This window comes from Ruegeria sp. BJ6 (genome assembly GCF_056537885.1).
On sequence record NZ_JBQFSG010000002.1, the window covers coordinates 156,081 to 172,869 of the forward strand.

Annotated in this window: 19 protein-coding genes and 1 riboswitch; of the genes, 7 read left to right on the forward strand and 12 right to left on the reverse strand. The window is 58.3% G+C overall.

Annotated features, from left to right (window positions below; all coding sequences use genetic code 11):
* Positions 1-3: 3 nt before the first annotated feature.
* Entirely contained in the window at positions 4-642 is a 639-nt protein-coding gene (locus ACR0D6_RS06055) for a lysoplasmalogenase (RefSeq protein ID WP_480764842.1), read from the reverse strand.
* 167 nt (positions 643-809) lie between these two features.
* Here ACR0D6_RS06055 and ACR0D6_RS06060 point away from each other — a divergent pair, with 167 nt between their 5' ends.
* Positions 810-1,199 carry a hypothetical protein gene (locus ACR0D6_RS06060; protein WP_480764843.1) on the forward strand — a complete coding sequence of 130 codons (390 nt, stop codon included), beginning with the start codon at positions 810-812 and terminating at the stop codon, positions 1,197-1,199.
* A gap of 7 nt (positions 1,200-1,206) precedes the next feature.
* Here the strand turns inward: ACR0D6_RS06060 and ACR0D6_RS06065 are convergent, their stop codons facing one another.
* Both ACR0D6_RS06065 and xseA read right to left on the reverse strand, forming a co-directional pair.
* Positions 1,207-1,848: a glutathione S-transferase family protein gene (locus tag ACR0D6_RS06065; protein WP_480764844.1), complete on the reverse strand. Its 642-nt coding sequence runs from the start codon at positions 1,846-1,848 to the stop codon at positions 1,207-1,209.
* A gap of 3 nt (positions 1,849-1,851) precedes the next feature.
* Entirely contained in the window at positions 1,852-3,342 is a 1,491-nt protein-coding gene (gene xseA / locus ACR0D6_RS06070) for an exodeoxyribonuclease VII large subunit (protein ID WP_480764845.1), read from the reverse strand.
* An 87-nt stretch (positions 3,343-3,429) separates the two neighbouring features.
* Between xseA and purD the strand changes: the two genes are divergently transcribed.
* Both purD and ACR0D6_RS06080 read left to right on the forward strand, forming a co-directional pair.
* Entirely contained in the window at positions 3,430-4,692 is a 1,263-nt protein-coding gene (gene purD / locus ACR0D6_RS06075; RefSeq protein ID WP_480764846.1) for a phosphoribosylamine--glycine ligase, read from the forward strand.
* Between the two features lie 158 nt (positions 4,693-4,850).
* Complete coding sequence (locus ACR0D6_RS06080; RefSeq protein ID WP_170651692.1) at positions 4,851-5,465, forward strand: LuxR C-terminal-related transcriptional regulator; 615 nt, start codon at positions 4,851-4,853, stop codon at positions 5,463-5,465.
* A gap of 12 nt (positions 5,466-5,477) precedes the next feature.
* Here ACR0D6_RS06080 and ACR0D6_RS06085 read toward each other — a convergent pair whose 3' ends face one another.
* Both ACR0D6_RS06085 and ACR0D6_RS06090 read right to left on the reverse strand, forming a co-directional pair.
* On the reverse strand, positions 5,478-6,344 hold the full coding sequence (locus tag ACR0D6_RS06085; RefSeq protein WP_480764847.1) for an FG-GAP repeat domain-containing protein: 867 nt from the start codon (positions 6,342-6,344) through the stop codon (positions 5,478-5,480).
* Complete coding sequence (locus ACR0D6_RS06090) at positions 6,344-6,667, reverse strand: 2Fe-2S iron-sulfur cluster-binding protein (RefSeq protein WP_170651693.1); 324 nt, start codon at positions 6,665-6,667, stop codon at positions 6,344-6,346. Before ACR0D6_RS06090 ends, ACR0D6_RS06085 begins: the two co-directional genes overlap by 1 nt.
* A 128-nt stretch (positions 6,668-6,795) precedes the next feature.
* Between ACR0D6_RS06090 and ACR0D6_RS06095 the strand changes: the two genes are divergently transcribed.
* Complete coding sequence (locus ACR0D6_RS06095; protein WP_480764848.1) at positions 6,796-7,167, forward strand: OB-fold nucleic acid binding domain-containing protein; 372 nt, start codon at positions 6,796-6,798, stop codon at positions 7,165-7,167.
* Between the two features lie 103 nt (positions 7,168-7,270).
* Here the strand turns inward: ACR0D6_RS06095 and ACR0D6_RS06100 are convergent, their stop codons facing one another.
* From ACR0D6_RS06100 to ACR0D6_RS06120, 5 genes are read right to left on the reverse strand one after another with little or no spacing between them, the layout of a single operon-like run.
* Complete coding sequence (locus ACR0D6_RS06100) at positions 7,271-7,912, reverse strand: hemerythrin domain-containing protein (protein WP_480764849.1); 642 nt, start codon at positions 7,910-7,912, stop codon at positions 7,271-7,273.
* Positions 7,855-8,397: an antibiotic biosynthesis monooxygenase gene (locus ACR0D6_RS06105; protein WP_480764850.1), complete on the reverse strand. Its 543-nt coding sequence runs from the start codon at positions 8,395-8,397 to the stop codon at positions 7,855-7,857. The genes ACR0D6_RS06100 and ACR0D6_RS06105 overlap by 58 nt, the downstream gene beginning before the upstream one ends.
* Positions 8,394-9,326 (reverse strand): glutathione S-transferase family protein, encoded by a 933-nt coding sequence (locus ACR0D6_RS06110; protein WP_480764851.1) that lies wholly within the window; start codon positions 9,324-9,326, stop codon positions 8,394-8,396. Before ACR0D6_RS06110 ends, ACR0D6_RS06105 begins: the two co-directional genes overlap by 4 nt.
* A gap of 52 nt (positions 9,327-9,378) precedes the next feature.
* Positions 9,379-10,017, reverse strand: a complete 639-nt coding sequence (locus ACR0D6_RS06115) for an isochorismatase family protein (RefSeq protein ID WP_480764852.1) — start codon at positions 10,015-10,017, stop codon at positions 9,379-9,381.
* Between the two features lie 23 nt (positions 10,018-10,040).
* Entirely contained in the window at positions 10,041-10,730 is a 690-nt protein-coding gene (locus tag ACR0D6_RS06120) for a pirin family protein (protein WP_480764853.1), read from the reverse strand.
* 81 nt (positions 10,731-10,811) lie between these two features.
* Between ACR0D6_RS06120 and ACR0D6_RS06125 the strand changes: the two genes are divergently transcribed.
* The gene (locus tag ACR0D6_RS06125) at positions 10,812-11,726 is read left to right on the forward strand and encodes a LysR family transcriptional regulator (RefSeq protein ID WP_480764854.1); all 915 of its coding nucleotides are present in this window, start codon (positions 10,812-10,814) and stop codon (positions 11,724-11,726) included.
* A gap of 328 nt (positions 11,727-12,054) precedes the next feature.
* On the opposite strand, the gene ACR0D6_RS06130 is transcribed toward ACR0D6_RS06125, so the two are convergent.
* Together ACR0D6_RS06130 and ACR0D6_RS06135 are read right to left on the reverse strand one after the other, a co-directional pair.
* Positions 12,055-12,762: a creatininase family protein gene (locus ACR0D6_RS06130; RefSeq protein WP_480764855.1), complete on the reverse strand. Its 708-nt coding sequence runs from the start codon at positions 12,760-12,762 to the stop codon at positions 12,055-12,057.
* A gap of 189 nt (positions 12,763-12,951) precedes the next feature.
* Positions 12,952-13,650, reverse strand: coding sequence for a glutathione S-transferase N-terminal domain-containing protein (locus tag ACR0D6_RS06135; RefSeq protein ID WP_480764856.1), 699 nt, complete (start codon positions 13,648-13,650; stop codon positions 12,952-12,954).
* A 126-nt stretch (positions 13,651-13,776) separates the two neighbouring features.
* A riboswitch (SAM riboswitch) is annotated at positions 13,777-13,854 on the forward strand.
* Between the two features lie 64 nt (positions 13,855-13,918).
* On the opposite strand from ACR0D6_RS06135, the gene metZ reads away from it, so the two are divergent.
* Positions 13,919-15,109 (forward strand): O-succinylhomoserine sulfhydrylase, encoded by a 1,191-nt coding sequence (gene metZ, locus ACR0D6_RS06140; RefSeq protein ID WP_480764857.1) that lies wholly within the window; start codon positions 13,919-13,921, stop codon positions 15,107-15,109.
* Between the two features lie 468 nt (positions 15,110-15,577).
* Entirely contained in the window at positions 15,578-16,681 is a 1,104-nt protein-coding gene (gene folE2, locus ACR0D6_RS06145) for a GTP cyclohydrolase FolE2 (RefSeq protein WP_480764858.1), read from the forward strand.
* The last annotated feature ends 108 nt before the right edge of the window (positions 16,682-16,789 follow it).

The window sequence follows — 16,789 nt, forward strand, 5'->3', positions numbered from 1 at the left end:
GGGTCAGGAAAAGGCGAACAGAAATCCGGCCTGTGCGCCCCAGTAGAGCGGCCAGACGAGGTATGGGGTGATCCTGAGTGCGGGGTGGCCATCGGGCAACAGGAATTTCTCGGTCGCAAGGATCAGGTCCGAGGCGATGAAGGCCAGTGCCGCAGGCAGGGCCCAGCGCAGGTTTCCCGTTTCGGGCAGGGCAAGGACAGCGATTCCCATGCCGAGAATGATCGGGATGTAGGCCAGTACCGGGACTTTGAGTTCGCCTGCGCGAGGAGCAAGCAGCGTGGCCATGACGATGCCCAGAACGATGAGTGTCCAGAACACACCCGGCTGGTCGAAGATCAGTGTGGCGTCGCTGGTCGGGTGGCTGAGGAACAAAAGGATATAGGCGATGTGCCCGGCGGCGAATGCGCCGATGCCCGCCATGAAGGTGGCCTCGGTTTCGCGTGACAACAGAGCGTCCCCTGTGGCGCAGAGTGTCAGGCCAAGGCACAACAGCCACGGGCCACCGGCAATCAGCGCCGAAAGCGCGAGAAGCGCGACCGAGGCGGTTTTCAGGATGCTGCGCAGTGTGTTTGCGCTGTGGGCTACCATTGAGAGATAGGCAAGGGTGCTGGCCGCCGCGATCCAGAACAGTAGAATTTCCATGTATCTTCCCGAGCTACCAACGGTAAAGGCGTTACGCCATTGGCAGCTTGGGATGGATGGTTTCAGTGACTCAATACTGACGTCGAGTTAATCCGGCGGGATCGGGCTGAGTAACACGCTGCTGAATGGCAACGGCGGCCCTGATCTGCCACAATCGGGGCATGTTGATGCGTTTATCGATTCTGTTGTCTCTGACTGCGCAGACCCTGGCGGCGGCCGGTCCGATGTCGGGAGAAGAATTTGACGCCTACACACGTGGTAAGACGCTGTACTACGGATATGACGGCATAGCATATGGGGTCGAACGCTATTTGCCGGACCGGCGGGTGATCTGGTCTTTTCTGGATGGCGATTGCAAGGAAGGCATCTGGTATGAGCGCGAGGGGCAGATCTGTTTCATCTACGAAGACCGGCTGGACCCGCAATGCTGGGTTTTCACCCGATCCGCGTCCGGAATAATTGCGCAGTTCGAGGGGGACCCCGAGGCGACCGAGTTGTATGAGGCTGCCGATACAGGTGAAGAAATGGTGTGCCACGGCCCTGATGTTGGCGTCTGATACCGGTTCAGCCGAGTTTCAGTTCCTCGTAGCTGATCATGACATGTTCCCGATATGCGGGTCGTTCCTTGAGCATCCGGTAATAGCGTTCCAGATGCGAAAATGAGCTGCGCTGAATCTCAATATCGTAATACCTGAACAGGATGTGCCCTAGCTGGATATCGGCCAGGGTGAACTCGGGCCCCGCGATGTGGGTGTTTCGGGACAGTTGCGCATCGGCGATTTCAAGCTTTGCCTCTAGCGATGCAACTGCCTGAGTGATTGCGTCTTCGTCCCGTTCGCTTTCCGGGACCCGGGTGACCTGCCAGAATACGGGAACGGTGAATTGCATGGCGACGTTCAGTTTGGCCCATTCGGCCCATTTGTCGATTTCGGCGCGCTGCACCGGATCACCTGGCCAGAAGCTGTCAGGGCAGTATCGCGCGCCCAGATAGCGCAGGATCGCACCGGTTTCCCAGATCGGCGGGTTATCCCCGTCTTGTAGCACCGGGATCGTTCCGTTCGGGTTCAGGTGCAGAAACTCCGGGCTATCCAGCCCGCCATACCGGTGGCCCAGATCATGCTGTTGGTATGGCAGCCCCAGTTCGCCAACAGACCACATCAGGGCCTGAACGTTGGATGATGTTTTCCGGCCCCAGATTTTCAGCATCGTTCAGAACAATGTTCCCTGATCGGGCGGGGTCTGAGCGGGCTTTTTTGCGGCCGGTTTTCCGGCCTCTGCTTTGCCGGTGGTCAGGCGGCCATCGGCGAATTCGATTTCCAGCACCGCGTGTTTGGAGGCCTCGGCCTTGGTGGTCATAACCTGTTTATCCGCACGCACCACCGCATAGCCACGGTCCAGCGTGGCCTTGTAGCTGAGCGTTTCGCGCAGGCGGTCTGTCGCGTCCAGTTGTTGACGCAAGCGGTCGATGCGCGTGGATTGGGCGGTGTTCAGACGGTCGATCAGCCTGTTCAACGTTTCGCGCTGGCTCTGCAACTCTCGCTCAATCGGGCGCAGAGACAGGCGCGAGGACAGGTTGCGGCAGCGGTCGCGGCGCGATTCGACCAGCGCGCGCAGGGTCGAAGGGCGCAGGTGTGCCGACACATCCAGCAGTTTCACGCGCCGGTTCTGGACCCCCCGGATCAGGGCGTTGGGCAGACGTTCCGACACCTGATCCAGCCGCTGCCGGGGCGTGTCCAGAAGCGTTTCGGGACGTGGAAGGGCACGGGACAGGTCGCGCAGCCGCTGGGCGCGGCGCTGAACGGCATCCGTTGCTGCGCGGGATAGACGCGCGCCTTGTTCGTTGGTCCAGGCCAGCAGTTCTATCCGCACCGGCACGGCCAGTTCAGCTGCGGCGGTTGGGGTTGGCGCGCGGCGATCGGATACAAAATCGATCAGTGTCGTGTCGGTCTCATGCCCAACGGCCGAGATCAGGGGGATTTGAGACGCCGCTGCCGCGCGGGCGACGATTTCTTCGTTGAATCCCCAAAGGTCCTCGATCGATCCGCCGCCGCGCGCGACAATAAGCAGATCGGGGCGGGGCAGGGCGCCGCCCGGTGTTAATTGATTGAACCCTTCGATGGCACGGGCCACTTCGGGTGCGCAGTTCGCACCCTGAACGGCCACCGGCCAGATCAGTACTTTGCGGGGAAAGCGGTCGCGCAGGCGGTGCAGAATATCTCGGATCACCGCGCCCGAGGGCGAAGTGATCACACCGACGATCTGCGGCAGATAGGGCAACGCCTGCTTGCGTTCGGGGGCAAACAGCCCCTCGGCTTCAAGCTGTTTCTTGCGCTTTTCCAGCAGGGCCATCAGTGCGCCCTGACCGGCGACTGCGACCTCATCGACATTCAGGTTGTATTTCGATTGCGCCCCAAAGGCTGTGAGCCTGCCGGTGACGACGACCTCCAGCCCTTCTTCGGGAACAACAGACAGTCCGGCGATCTGACCTTTCCACGTGGTGCAGGCCAGTACGTTCCGGTCGTCCTTGATATCATAGTACAGATGCCCTGAACGCGCCTTGAACACGCGCCCGACCTCGCCGCGCACACGGATTCGTCCGAAGGACCCTTCGAGAGTGCGCTTCACCTCGCCCGAGATTTCGGAAACGGTATATTCCGGGGTGTTCTGGCCGGGAATGGGGTCGTCAAGCAGGTCGGACATTTCAGCACCCCGAGTCAGTCTTGTTTCGTCAGCCCACCCAGCTTAGAACGCCGCGAAGGCGAGGCCAAGCAGATCGGAGACCACCACATGAATATCCTCATTCTCGGCAGCGGCGGGCGCGAACACAGCCTGGCCTGGGCGGTGATGCAAAACCCCAAGTGCGACCGTCTGATTGTGGCGCCGGGTAATGCAGGGATCGCACAAATCGCGGACTGCGCGTCACTGGATATCGAAAATGGCGGCGCGGTCGTCAACTTTGCCGAGGAAAATGCCATTGATTTCGTGATTGTCGGTCCCGAAGCGCCGCTGGCTGCTGGTGTGGCCGATCGTCTGCGTGAGGCGGGCGTTCTGGTCTTTGGGCCCTCGGCCGGGGCTGCGCGGCTGGAAGCGTCAAAGAGCTTTACCAAAGAGATCTGTGACGCCTCGGGCGCGCCCACGGCGGCCTATGCCCGGTTTACCGAAGCTGACCCAGCCAAGGACTATATCCGGGAGCAGGGCGCGCCGATCGTGGTCAAGGCGGATGGTTTGGCTGCGGGCAAAGGCGTAATCGTGGCCATGGACGAGCAGACTGCACTGGACGCCATCGACGACATGTTCGGTGGTGCGTTTGGCGGGGCAGGGGCCGAAGTGGTGATCGAGGAGTTCATGGAAGGCGAAGAGGCATCGCTGTTTGTCCTGTGTGATGGTGAGCATGTTCTTTCCGTTGGCACGGCGCAGGACCACAAACGGGTGGGCGAAGGCGATACCGGCCTGAATACCGGCGGAATGGGTGCATACTCTCCCGCGCCGATTCTGAGCACCGAGATAGAAGCCCGTGCGATGGATGAGATCGTGCGCCCGACAATGGCCGAGATGAAGCGGCGAGGCACGCCGTTTCAGGGCGTGCTGTACGCGGGACTGATGATCAAGGACGGTCAGCCGAAACTGGTCGAATACAATGTACGTTTCGGTGATCCTGAATGTCAGGTTCTGATGATGCGGCTGGGTGCGCAGGCGTTTGACCTGATGCATGCGGCGGCCGAAAGGCGGCTGGACAATGCACGCGTAAACTGGGGCGACGATCATGCGATCACCGTGGTCATGGCGGCCAAGGGGTATCCGGGGTCCTATGAGAAAGGGACCCAGATCAAAGGATTGGGCGATCTGCCCGAAGACAGCCGGAACATGGTGTTCCATGCGGGTACGAAGTCCGATGACGGGGCTGTGCTGGCCACGGGCGGGCGTGTGCTCAATGTGACGGCACGGGGCGATACGTTGCAGGATGCCCGCGACCGGGCTTATGCCATGGTCGATGGCATCGACTGGCCCGAAGGGTTCTTTCGGCGCGATATCGGCTGGCGGGCGCTCTGACCCGAGCGCTCCCGCGCCCCGACGCCGCATCAGAGATGCGACATCAGGGGCTTGGGCCGGGCAGGCCGCTGATGCGGCCTGCGGCAGCGCGGTGGGAAACCTGAACGGTTTTCTTTCGCCTTTTCGTCGGGTTATGATCCTGCCGGAGGAGACGGGATTTGCACGGACCTATCGACAAGTCGGAATTGGACGCCGCTTATGCCGCGCGTGAATTGCGCGCTTTGGCTTTTGATTGGGTGCCTGTCGGCATTGTCGTGACCGAAGCACGTGTGATCCGCGAGGTGAACCACCGCTTTTGCGAGATGTTCGGATATTCCCGCAAAGAGCTTCTGGATCGCCTTTTTGTCTTTCTATACCCGACCGAGGAAGAGTTTTCGAACATTCTGCACCGCGGTGACAAGGAACTGGGCGAGGGCAACCTGTATTGGGACGAACGGGTGATGCGCCGCAAGAACGGTGATCTGTTCTGGTGTCGGGTCAGGGGACAGACTTTCACGCCCGAGGACCCGCTGGCAAGGGCGGTCTGGAGCTTTGCCGATCTGTCGGAAATTCGCCGATATCAACCGCTGACCCGGCGCGAGCGCGAAGTGTATTCATTGCTTGGAGAAGGGCTGACCAGCAAGGAAATCGCCCGCGAGCTTGATCTGAGCTATCGCACGGTCGAAGTGCACCGGGCGCGATTGCTCAAGAAATTCGGCGTGAACAATACCGCCGCTCTGTTCCAGTCGCTTGGCGATATCGAAGGCAACCATGTAGTACGCCCTCAACCCTGACGGGATGTGGGCCTAGTTGCAGGCCATGGCACTTTCCAAAGCTGGCTGTGAGAATTTACCGATTGGGACGCGTGTCCAGCCATCGTCGTGCCGGACCAGCACAAGTTCCGTCCAGTCCGAATTGGCCAATACAAGCTCTGGCCCGTTGCCACAGTCCCGCAAGCCGCCCGATATGAAATTCTGGCCGATCTTGTGATTGGTAAGCCCCGGGATTGTTGCAATCTCTGTCAGCGCTTCATTCTCATACCGCCAGATACGCAAAACTTTGGCCAAGTGCGGGCGATCAACATAGGCGATTTCAATGTGCCCGTCGCCGTCAAGGTCCGCCGCGCCTGCGGGCGCGAGCCAGCGATTTTTTCTTCCGATGTAAGGGGTAGCGGCGACAAGTTGAAGTTTGTAGCCATCCCGGTCGGCGTAAATCGCCAGCTGTGCGCCCTTTTCGGCGTGGCTGCGCACGGTAATGATTTCCGCGCTTTGATCCCGGTCCAAATCCACCAGCCTGGGGGCAATGTCTTCGAACACATGAAGATCGTCCAGCAGTGCGGATTTTGTCCCACAAGAATCCGTAGAGGGATCGCTGGAGTGGACAGTGAGTCGGGTGTATTCGATGGCGTCCCCGAGAACGCCGTGCGCATAGCGGCTGGTTTCACCGCTGTACCACGCGGAAGAGACAGTTTGCCCCGGGCAGGCGCCGGGCTGACCGAATTTGCAACCCGGTGTGACGACATATGAGCCGTTGGAAATTCCCCAATGACTGGGCGATGTTCGGCAGGCCTCGGCTGCGCTAGAAAAACCCAACCACAGGCTCAGCACCAACGCCGCGCCGCGGGCATATGCGTTCCATCGGCGCGCGGGCAGGCGTGGAGCCTGCCCTGACATCAGATCTGCTTTTCGGGCATCTGCACAACCAGACCGTCCAGCGCGTCCGAGACCTTGATCTGGCAGGTCAGGCGCGAGCGTGACGAATCGGGTTCATAGGCAAAGTCCAGCATGTCCTCTTCCATGTCGTCCTTTGCGGGCAGTTTTTCCACCCAGTCAGGATGGATGTAGACATGGCAGGTCGAGCAGGCGCAGGCGCCGCCGCAATCGGCCTCGATACCGGGGATGTTGTTGTCACGGGCGCCTTCCATGACAGTCAGGCCATTAGCTACTTCGACGGTATGCTCGGTGCCACCGTACTCGACATAGGTGATCTTTGCCATTTGCTCGAGTCTTCCTTTTGCGATGTTCGGAACCTTCCTTAGTCAAGGGATTTACGTGTTTCCAGTCTCATTTGCGACCCTTTATGGCAGGTATGGACATTAGTGGCTTTTGTTCTATTTTTGTTCTCATGAGCGCCGTCTTTGCCAGAATGCCGGTCCCTGTCCGGGACTGGCCACGCCCGCCCGCCTGTCTGCCTGCCAACCGGCTGGAGGAACCGCCCGAAGGTGCGCGGGTGACGGTCGCTGGGCTGGTGATCCTGCGGCAGAGGCCGGGGACGGCCAAAGGGGTGATTTTTGTCACGCTTGAGGATGAGACCGGCATCGTGAACGTGGTGGTCTGGCGCAAGATTTACGAACGCTTCCGCCGAGCTGTGATTTCGGGGCGTCTGCTGCGCGTCACCGGCCAGATGCAGCGCGCGCATTCGGTGACCCATGTGATCGCGGAAGAGGTCGAGGATATCTCGGAGATGCTGGATCTGCTGGTGCGGGGAGAGGGGTAGGTCTGCAATGCGGGACCATCCGGTCATTTGCGTGTGGGGAGCGAAAGGCGGCGACCAGCCCACAGCAGACCTTCGGTGGCTTAGATCCCCCTGAACCGTCTTTTCACCCATGCTTGAGAAAGATCGGGATGATAACTTCTTCCTCATCCCAAATGTGGCGCTCAAGAATACTGTTGAGAGCCAGGCTGCCTTTGTGCAGATCCGCCAGGCTGTCACGGGAAACGCTTGTCGCCTTGAGACCGTCCAGAGCCCCTTGCATTTCCTCAAGCGCTGCATCCAGAACGTTGTGGTCGCCATCCAACAACTTCAGCCCGTGATCAAGCTGAGGGTATATCAACGCAAATTGCGGGAAATACCCGTGATCCTCGATTTCGTGATGATGATGTGCAAAGCCAATCAGATTGCGGATGAAGAGTAGCAGATTCATCCGGGAGACCACGTCCCGTAATTCACTCTCAGGCACATCCAAGAGTTGTTCAAGCACCCCCAAAAGCTGTGCCGCACCGTCTAGCAGGTTGCGGTGGATATTCATGAAGAACGCTGCTTTGCCGTGAAATCGGGGGTGGTGTTCCCAGTCGGCGCGCGTACTTTCCAGAAGTGTCTGTTGCACCTTTTCAGGTAGTGCTGAACGCTTCTGCACATGGTATTCCGGTGCATCGTAATCAAAGAGCATTGCAGTCACCTTCGTCATTTCGCTGCCAGCCATGGGCCAAGCAGCCGACCAAGGAATGGCATGATTGGCCATGTTAATAGGCCTGCCAGGATGACGACCACAGTCAGAACCGCCAAGGGTCGAGGTAGTCCGGCCGTCAACGGTGCAGTCATCGCCAAGAGAAGCATCAACATCGGATACACGCCCAGAACACTCAGAACGACTCGCTTCCAATATGGCGGCATGGCGGGCCGATTTCCGGCCACATGATCGACCCACATGCCAAGGCCGGCCACTTCCAGATGCTGTGCGGTCCCTCCCGTGATGGCCTCGATGCGCTGAAGAAGCGCCTGAATGTCCGGGTCATGGCGCCAGACTTGCGCCGACGCCTCATCGGCAAAGCGCAGCAGAATCGTATATTCCACTTGTTCATCTGCATGATGGCGAACGGTATCAACGGACAGAAACCCGGCCTGATGTTGGAACATGTCATGAAGTTCAGTGACCAAGGCCTCGTACTCGTCTTTATGCCCCATAGCGACATGGTCAGTGATCGCCAGTGCGACGGGCGAGTTCATATGGCCAGCTCCGGCCCCGCAGGCACGATACCGCTGGGGTTCACTCCTCGCAGCGAAGCCCAATAATGCGTTTTGATCTGATCGAATTTGACTGTTTCAGCGACATTGCCGAAATCAATCAGCTTTTTGCGGAACGCCGATAAGTTGGGATAATCCGCAATCCGGCGGACGTTGCATTTGAACAGTGCCACATAGACCTGATCAAACCGGATCAATGTTGTGAAAAGACGCCAGTCGGCCTCGGTGAGACGTCCGCCTATCAGATAGCCGGTGTCTTCCAGTCGTACCTCGATCTGGTCCAGCGTTCCGAACAGATCGGACACCGCTTCGTCATAAGCCTCCTGCGTTCCGGCAAAGCCGCAGCGATAGACACCATTGTTGATCTGGCGATAAATCAGATCGTTCAAATCGTCGATTTCGTCCAGATGCTCGGAAGGTGCAAAATCCAGATCGTTACCCGCTACGCCGACAAAAGCCGAGTTGAACATCCGCATGATTTCAGCCGATTCATTGCTGACGATGGCATTCAGCTTTTTGTCCCATAGGACCGGAACGCTGACACGGCCCGTATAAGTGGGCTCAGCTTCAGTATAGATCTCGTGTAGGAAGCCTTTGCCCATGAGGTGGTCGGGAAAGCCTCCGCCCGTGGTGAACTCCCATCCGTCATCGCGCACCACCGGGTTCACCGCCGACACCGAAATGGCATCTTCAAGTCCCTTCAGCGAGCGCATGATCAGGGTCCGATGGGCCCATGGGCAGGCATAAGAAACGTAAAGGTGATATCGCCCGGGTTCAGGGGCGAACTTTGCACCCGGTTCGGTGGAAATCCAGTCGCGAAAATCGGTCTCTTGCCGGTGATAGCGCCCGTCCTGGGATGCCATTGCCGCCCCTTCGGGGGTCCAGACACCGTCAATCAATCTGCCAGCCATCTAACAGCTTCCTTTGTGTGTTGCCCCGGAGAGTCTCCGGGGCGGTTAATGACTATTCCGCTGCCTGCGAAGCGGCTTGCTGTGACAGAAAGCTTTCATAAACCAGCCCGTAGGCCGTGTGGCCGCCTAGAACGCCTCCGAGCGGATAGCCCTGCTCAGAGCGCCAGTCGTGCATCACTTCGGCCAACACCGAGGCCCAGGTTGAGACTTTCACACCGGCCTGGCTCATCCGTAGCATGGCGGCGTCGCGGGTGACTTCGTCCCAGGTGCCCGAGGCATCAATCACCGCATAAACGTCATATCCTTCTGCAACCATCGACAAGGCCGGGAACATCAGGCAGACGTCGGTAACGATACCGGCAAGGATGACTTTCTTGCGCCCGGTCGCTTCAATGGCAGCTTTGAAATCGGGACTGTCCCAAGCGTTGATTTCGCCTGCGCGGTTGATGACTTTGTCGCCAAGCACATCTGTGATTTCGTGGCTGACCGGGCCATTCGGACCTTCAGGCATCGAGGCGGTCACAACCGACGGAATCCCGGCGGTTTTGGCCATGTTGGTCAGACCATTGATGTTCTTGCGAAGAGTTTCGGGCTCGATATCGCGCACACTGGCCAGTAGACCTGTCTGGTGGTCGATCATTGCCAGAACCGCATTGTCGGGTGACAGGAATTCAGCGAATTTGTTGGTCATTTTCAGGTTCCTTTCCAGAGAGTTCAGTTGAGCGTTTTGACAAGGATGAGTTGCACGTCAGTGTCAGCGTTGAAGGTGCCATCGGCACCGCGGAAAAGATCGCCCCCGGTCAGTGAGGCTGAGTTCAACCGGCCATCGCCCTTGGCGACATAGGCGATGTAGTCCCCGGCCAAACCAACGCTCTGACCAGGTGTTAGCATCGCGACATCAATTGCAGTTTGCGCAGCAAAGGACGGAGTTTCGCCTTCTGCGCCGCCATAGATGCGGGTGATCTCGCACGGTGCAGGGCTGAACTTCCTGTATCCGGCGGGTTCGCCTGTCACTTCCGGCATCACCCACAGCTGCAACATGCGGTTTTGGGTGTCATCCGGGTTGACCTCGTTGTGAGAAAACCCTTCGCCACCGGCGCGCTGCACCTGTGCCTCTCCGGTTTCCAGCGAGCCGCCATGTTCCAGCGACCCCTGATGTGAAATCCGCCCTTCGACCATGATCGAAATCACGTCGATTTCCTTGTGCGGGTGCATGGTGGTTTCGCCCTTGGGGTTGAAACGGGCATCGGCCAGATAGACAAAATTTCCGAGCCCGTCCCAGGCCTGCGGATTGGCGCGTTCGCCCCAGAGTTTGCGGTCCGTGACCAGACGATGTTCGCGCAGCCCAGCAAAGCCACCTTCGGTCAAGCTGTCACGATGAAGAATTTCCAGTGCTTGGGTCATAGCGTTTCCCATCAGAGTTTCGATTTGCTTGACAGGAATATGAGAGAAGCACACATTTGGAACAATCCGCCGTTTCAGCAAATGAAAGTTCTAAATATGGAACAATATACCCGAGACCTGAATGACATGGCGGTATTCGCGGCCATCGCCCAGACCGGCAGCATTACCGCTGCCGCCGACCGCTTGCGCCTTCCGAAATCGAATGTTAGCCGCAGACTCGCACGACTGGAAGACAGGCTGGGCATCCAGTTGTTGGAACGGAACACACGCAGCAATCGCCTGACATCTGTTGGTACCTGTTATGCGGATTATTGTCGGCGCATGGTGGACGAGGCTGATGCCGCCGATGCCCTAATCCAGAAAAGTGCCAGCGAGCCATCCGGCGAATTGCGTGTCTCGGCCTCTGTGCTCGTCGGCCAGCAAATCATAGCCCCGGCTATTGCCAAATATGCCAGGGTCTTTCCTAAGGTGCAGGTGAATCTGGAGCTGACCAATGCGCGCCGGAGTCTTATCGAAGATGGGTTTGATCTGGCTTTCCGCCTCGGTGAAAATCAGGATTCATCGCTGATCGCCCAGCCGCTTGGGGCATTCCCGCTCAGCCTCTATGCCAGTCCGGACTATATATCGGAACATTCTCAACCCTTGGCTCCGAAAGACCTGGAAGAACACCGGTGTCTCGTTATGGAATCCGCATCTTCGACCTGGAACCTTTCAAGGGGCCACGAGAAGCAGGTAATCCAACCGAAAGCTCCTCTTTTAGCCAATGACTTTATCGCATTGAAGACGCTTGCAATCTCCGGTGCCGGAATAGTGATGCTACCACTCTATGCGACCTTTGCAGACGTGGAGGCAGGATCTCTGGTGCAGGTTCTGCACGAATGGAAGGCTGCCTGCGTCGAGCTTTCCGCCGTGTACCCTAGCCGGCGTGGCGCGACCGTCAAACAAAGAGCATTCATTGAGCAAGTCAGACAGGAAGTTGCGGCATTGGTTGGGTGAAGGCTTCGTCTTACGATTTGATGCCGTGGGAGCATTACAGCGCAGTCGACGAATGATGGTGTTCTACAGTGGACACCAGAAAAGGCTGCAACGGGATTTCATGGAATTAGTGCGAGTCTTTGCTAATTTTCCGGTGCCGACAATTCTCCGGCGTTGCTATGCCAATCCGTAGCATTGCCTGACTTTGCAAAGTCTGGTTTCGGCGCATTGCCGACATTGGTGCGCGGTGCAGCGTTACGCACTTTGGGCTCAAAGCAGTCATCGACCAAAAAATCTCACCACTTGAACAAAACCCCCTGCGCCTGCCTTTGGAAACCTCCTTACTGCCTTATTGTTGGGCATCTCGAAGGCGCTGCACCTGTGCAACCGCGGCTTCGATCTTCAGCTGAATCAAGGCCTCACCGATTTCTGGTGATGCAAGATCGGGGCGACCATCAAACCCCGAGGGCCAGCCTGCGGGTACCGTGAGAGGTATGCGGTTCGCCTCACTTGGTTTGACGAACAAAAGCTCGGAAGTATCACGAAGTCCGGCATGTGATCCGATCTGCTCTTTATCGAACCCCAAGCTTTCAAGATGCGCAATTTGACCGTTATTGCCGTGATAGTCGGAAATGTGGCGCACCACGACACCAGCAGGCGCGAATTCAGTGCTCATTGAGGCGGCTACCTTGGACTGTGCAGCCTGATTTCCCCCGCTATCTCCGATCAGAAGAATCTCATCAAACCCGTGCACAGCAAAACTTCGAACCGTAGCTTCAAGCAGTTGTTCAAAGATCGCTTCTGGTAGGGAAATGGTTCCCGGCCACTGCATGTGACCAGTAAGCGGCCTGTCAAAATCGCCTTCGGGCACATACGCCACGACCGGCGCAACCAGTGTGCCTCCTAACCTCTCGGCAATCTGTCTGCTCGTGTGCGCCACAACAAAGTTGTGTTTCCCAAGAACGGCATGTGGCCCGTTCTGTTCTGTGCCTCCCGTCGGAATGATGATCGTCCTGTAGTCCGCTTCAAGCGAAGCATGAACTTCTGGCCAGGTCATCTCTTCCAGAAACAGTTGATTGGGCCGGAATGTTGAGGAGGCAGCCTGAAAATAGCCTGCTGTAGCGAAGGCAAATCCTGCCACGCAAAAGACCCAAAAATTCCTGCCGCTGAAAAATCGGCGCACGCGAAATCCTTTCTGATCTCTCCCAGCAGCCTGGGATTTGTAGATCACTAACCTGTAGGTCAGTCACCGCTTGAACAAAACCCCCTGCGCCTGCCTGTCGCGGTGGTCCCCGCGTAGTTCAGCATGCAATGCGCGTCCGGCCTGTACGCCCGGGCGGGCGCTCATTATGTCCAGCCAGCGGGCGAAATGGGGTTTGTCGTGCAGAACTTGCTGCTGCCCCTCCCACAGGCTGGCCCAGCCCCAGACCGACATATCGGCGATCGAATAGAAGTCTCCGGCGATAAACTCGTTCTCGGCCAGGCGCCGGTCCAGCACACCATAAAGGCGGCCGACTTCGGTGCGATAGCGGTCTTTGGCGTAGGGCAGGTCCTGCGGCGGGTCCAGTTGGGGGGCGTATTTCAGAAAGTGATGCGCCTGACCGGCCATCGGCCCGACGCCGCCCATCTGCCACATCAGCCATTCTTCTACCGCGATCCGGTCGCGCTCGGTTTTGCCGTAGAACCGCCCGGTCTTGCGGGCCAGATACATCAGGATCGCGCCGCTTTCGAATACGGAAACGGGTTCGCCGTCCGGCCCGTCGGGATCGACGATGGCGGGCATCCGGTTGTTGGGGGAGATTTTCAGGAATTCGGGGTCGAACTGGTCGCCCTGACCGATATTGATCAGGTGGGTGTTGTAGGGCAACTCCATCTCTTCCAGCGCGATAGAGACTTTCCAGCCGTTCGGCGTGGGCCAGAAGTAGAATTCGATCGGGTCCGCCATGTGTCCTCCGCAGGTATCCGGAACCGGATGATGACGGTTTCGGTGAGAAGGGCAAGTGAGGTTACAGAACCGTGACCGCACGCAGTGCAGGGTTGACGCAGTCCCGCCCGAGGCGTATGCGCAACACAGGAACCACGTGGCGATTTGTTACCGGATTGCGGGCCACGCTAAACAACACCGCTAAAAGGTCAGGATGAAAGACCCCTTTCGCTTGGCCGCGTCTGGGGTTTTTTGTTTGCCTCCCGCGCTGGAGGCGGAAAGGAATGAGATGAGCAAGAGCTGGAACAAGCGCACACAAGCCGTGCATGGCGGTATCCGCCGCAGCCAATATAACGAAGTGAGCGAGGCGATCTTCCTCACCCAGGGTTTCGTCTATGAAAATGCCGAACAGGCAGAGGCGCGGTTCATCGAAACCGGCCCGGACGAGTTCATCTATGCCCGCTATGGCAACCCGACAGTTTCGATGTTCGAGCAGCGGATTGCCGCGCTGGAAGGGGGCGAGGACGCGTTTGCCACCGCTTCGGGTATGGCCGCAGTCAACGGTGCGCTGGTTTCGATGCTGAAGGCAGGGGATCACATCGTGTCGGCCAAGGCGTTGTTCGGCTCTTGCCTGTATATCGTAGAGAACATTCTGACCCGCTATGGCGTGCACGTGACCTTTGTCGACGGCACTGATCTGGACCAGTGGAAGGCGGCGATCCGCCCGGACACCAAGGCCGTGTTCTTTGAATCCATGTCAAACCCCACGCTTGAGGTGATCGACATCGAGGCGGTGTCGAAACTGGCCCATGCGGTGGGCGCCATTGTCGTCGTGGACAACGTGTTTTCGACGCCCGTGTTCTCGCGCGCGATTGAACAGGGTGCGGATGTGGTCGTCTATTCGGCCACCAAGCATATCGACGGTCAGGGCCGTGCCCTGGGCGGTGTGATCATCGGCACCAAAGAGTTCATCCGTGGCACGGTTGAGCCGTACCTGAAGCATACTGGCGGTGCGCTGAGCCCCTTCAACGCGTGGATCATGCTGAAAGGGCTTGAAACCATTGCGCTGCGCGTAAATGCGCAGGCCGAGACCGCGCAGAAAGTGGCCGAGGCGCTGGAAGGGCATCCTGCGTTGGAGCGGACGCTGTATCCCGGCCTCAGCACCCACGCCCAGAACGAGCTGGTGCAAGCGCAACTGGGCGGCAAAGGCGGGACCGTGCTGTCGCTGGATATCAAGGGCGGAAAGGCAGCCGCATTTGCGTTCCTGAACGCCATGACGATTCCGGTGATCTCGAACAATCTGGGGGACGCGAAATCCATTGCCACCCATCCGGCGACGACGACACACCAACGTCTGAGCGAAGAGCAGCGGGACGAGTTGGGGATCACCCCCGGTCTGATCCGCATGTCCATCGGCTTGGAAGATGCTGATGACCTGCTTGCCGATATCGGACAGGCACTGGACGCTTCTCAGAAATAAACTCCGTTCCCCCGGCGCGCATGGCGATCCGGGGGGGGCTACCACTCAGGTACGGCCGTAACAAAAAACCATCATCTTGGTCACTGACTTCGCGGTGACATGAGGGTGCATGAGGTCGTCCAGATTGAAAATTCCATCCCGCGTCAGATCCAAGCGACAGCGATCAACCAGTGCGTTTCAGTCGTCGCTGTACAGGGCGGTCGACGGGAAAACGGTCAAGATCAAGAATGTCGTGCACAAACTCCCCGCAAGTCATCTGTGCTTTCAACGGCAGCATGCCGGGCTGACTACGCGTCAAAGTTCTTTTCTTTCCAATCCGGGACAGTATTGCGGCGTATTCAAACCTGAAAGGACGGTTTTGGCATATGCAAAGTATGATCCGGGCTGATATTTCGCGCGTATCGGGCTAGACTGGTAAAAGCCGCGAAGTCGTTTATACAGCGGCGATCAAATGAGGAACGCCGATCAATGAACCTCCACACGCGCGACATTGACGAAAATCCGAACCGCGATGACGCGGCTGAAGCGCTGAAAGTGCTGCGGAAATGGGCGCAATCCGCGTCCGAGGCCGAGATCAGTCAGCTTGATCCGGCGCTTGCGCGCCTGGTTCCGGGTCTGGTGCCGGTCAACTATCCATCGTTGTCGCGCGAATATCCCGAAGATTTTGTTGTGGATGATGCCTACAAGGCGTCTCTGCCCGATCTGCAAAATGGCCCGTCCAGTCTGATCCGGGGCGCAAGGCAGCAGATTCAGCATGTGGGCATTTCGAACTTTCGCCTGCCGATCCGGTTTCACCGCAAGCACGGTGACGACCTGACGCTTGAGACGTCCGTAACCGGAACCGTCAGTCTGGAGGCCGAGAAAAAGGGCATCAATATGTCCCGGATCATGCGGTCGTTCTACAAGCATGCCGAACGCACCTTCAGTTTCGAGGTCATGGCCTCGGCGCTGGACGACTACATGACCGATCTGGACAGCTTTGATGCGCGCATCCAGATGCGTTTTTCCTATCCGGATCGGATCGAAAGCCTGCGTTCCGGCCTGTCGGGCTATCAGTACTATGATATCGCTCTGGAACTGGTCGAGCAGAGTGGGGTGCGCCAGAAGATCATGCATCTGGACTATGTCTATTCGTCGACCTGCCCATGCTCGCTGGAACTCAGCGAACATGCCCGTTCCAATCGCGGACAGCTGGCGACGCCGCATTCACAACGGTCTGTCGCCCGCATCTCGGTTGTTGTCGACGAAAAGGCGGATTGCCTGTGGTTCGAGGATATGATCGCGCTTTGCCGTCGAGCCGTGCCGACGGAGACGCAGGTCATGGTCAAGCGCGAGGATGAACAGGCATTTGCCGAACTGAATGCGGCCAACCCGATCTTCGTCGAAGATGCCGCGCGTCTGTTCTGCGCCGAATTGCTGGCCGATCATCACGTCGGTGATTTCCGGGTAATCGCCAGCCATCAGGAAAGCCTGCACAGCCATGACGCTGTCTCGATCCTGACGCAGGGCCCCACTTTTGCGGCATCAAGCCTTGATCCGCGTCTGTTCGGTACCCTGTTTCACGTCGGCTGAGCGAAAGTAACGGCCCGGGCAAAGGTCAATTTCTGATCAATTTCAGGGCAGTGGGCGCCGTCCAGCGGATTTTTGCCGCAGTGCGGCGAATTATGCTGCGCTTGCGCA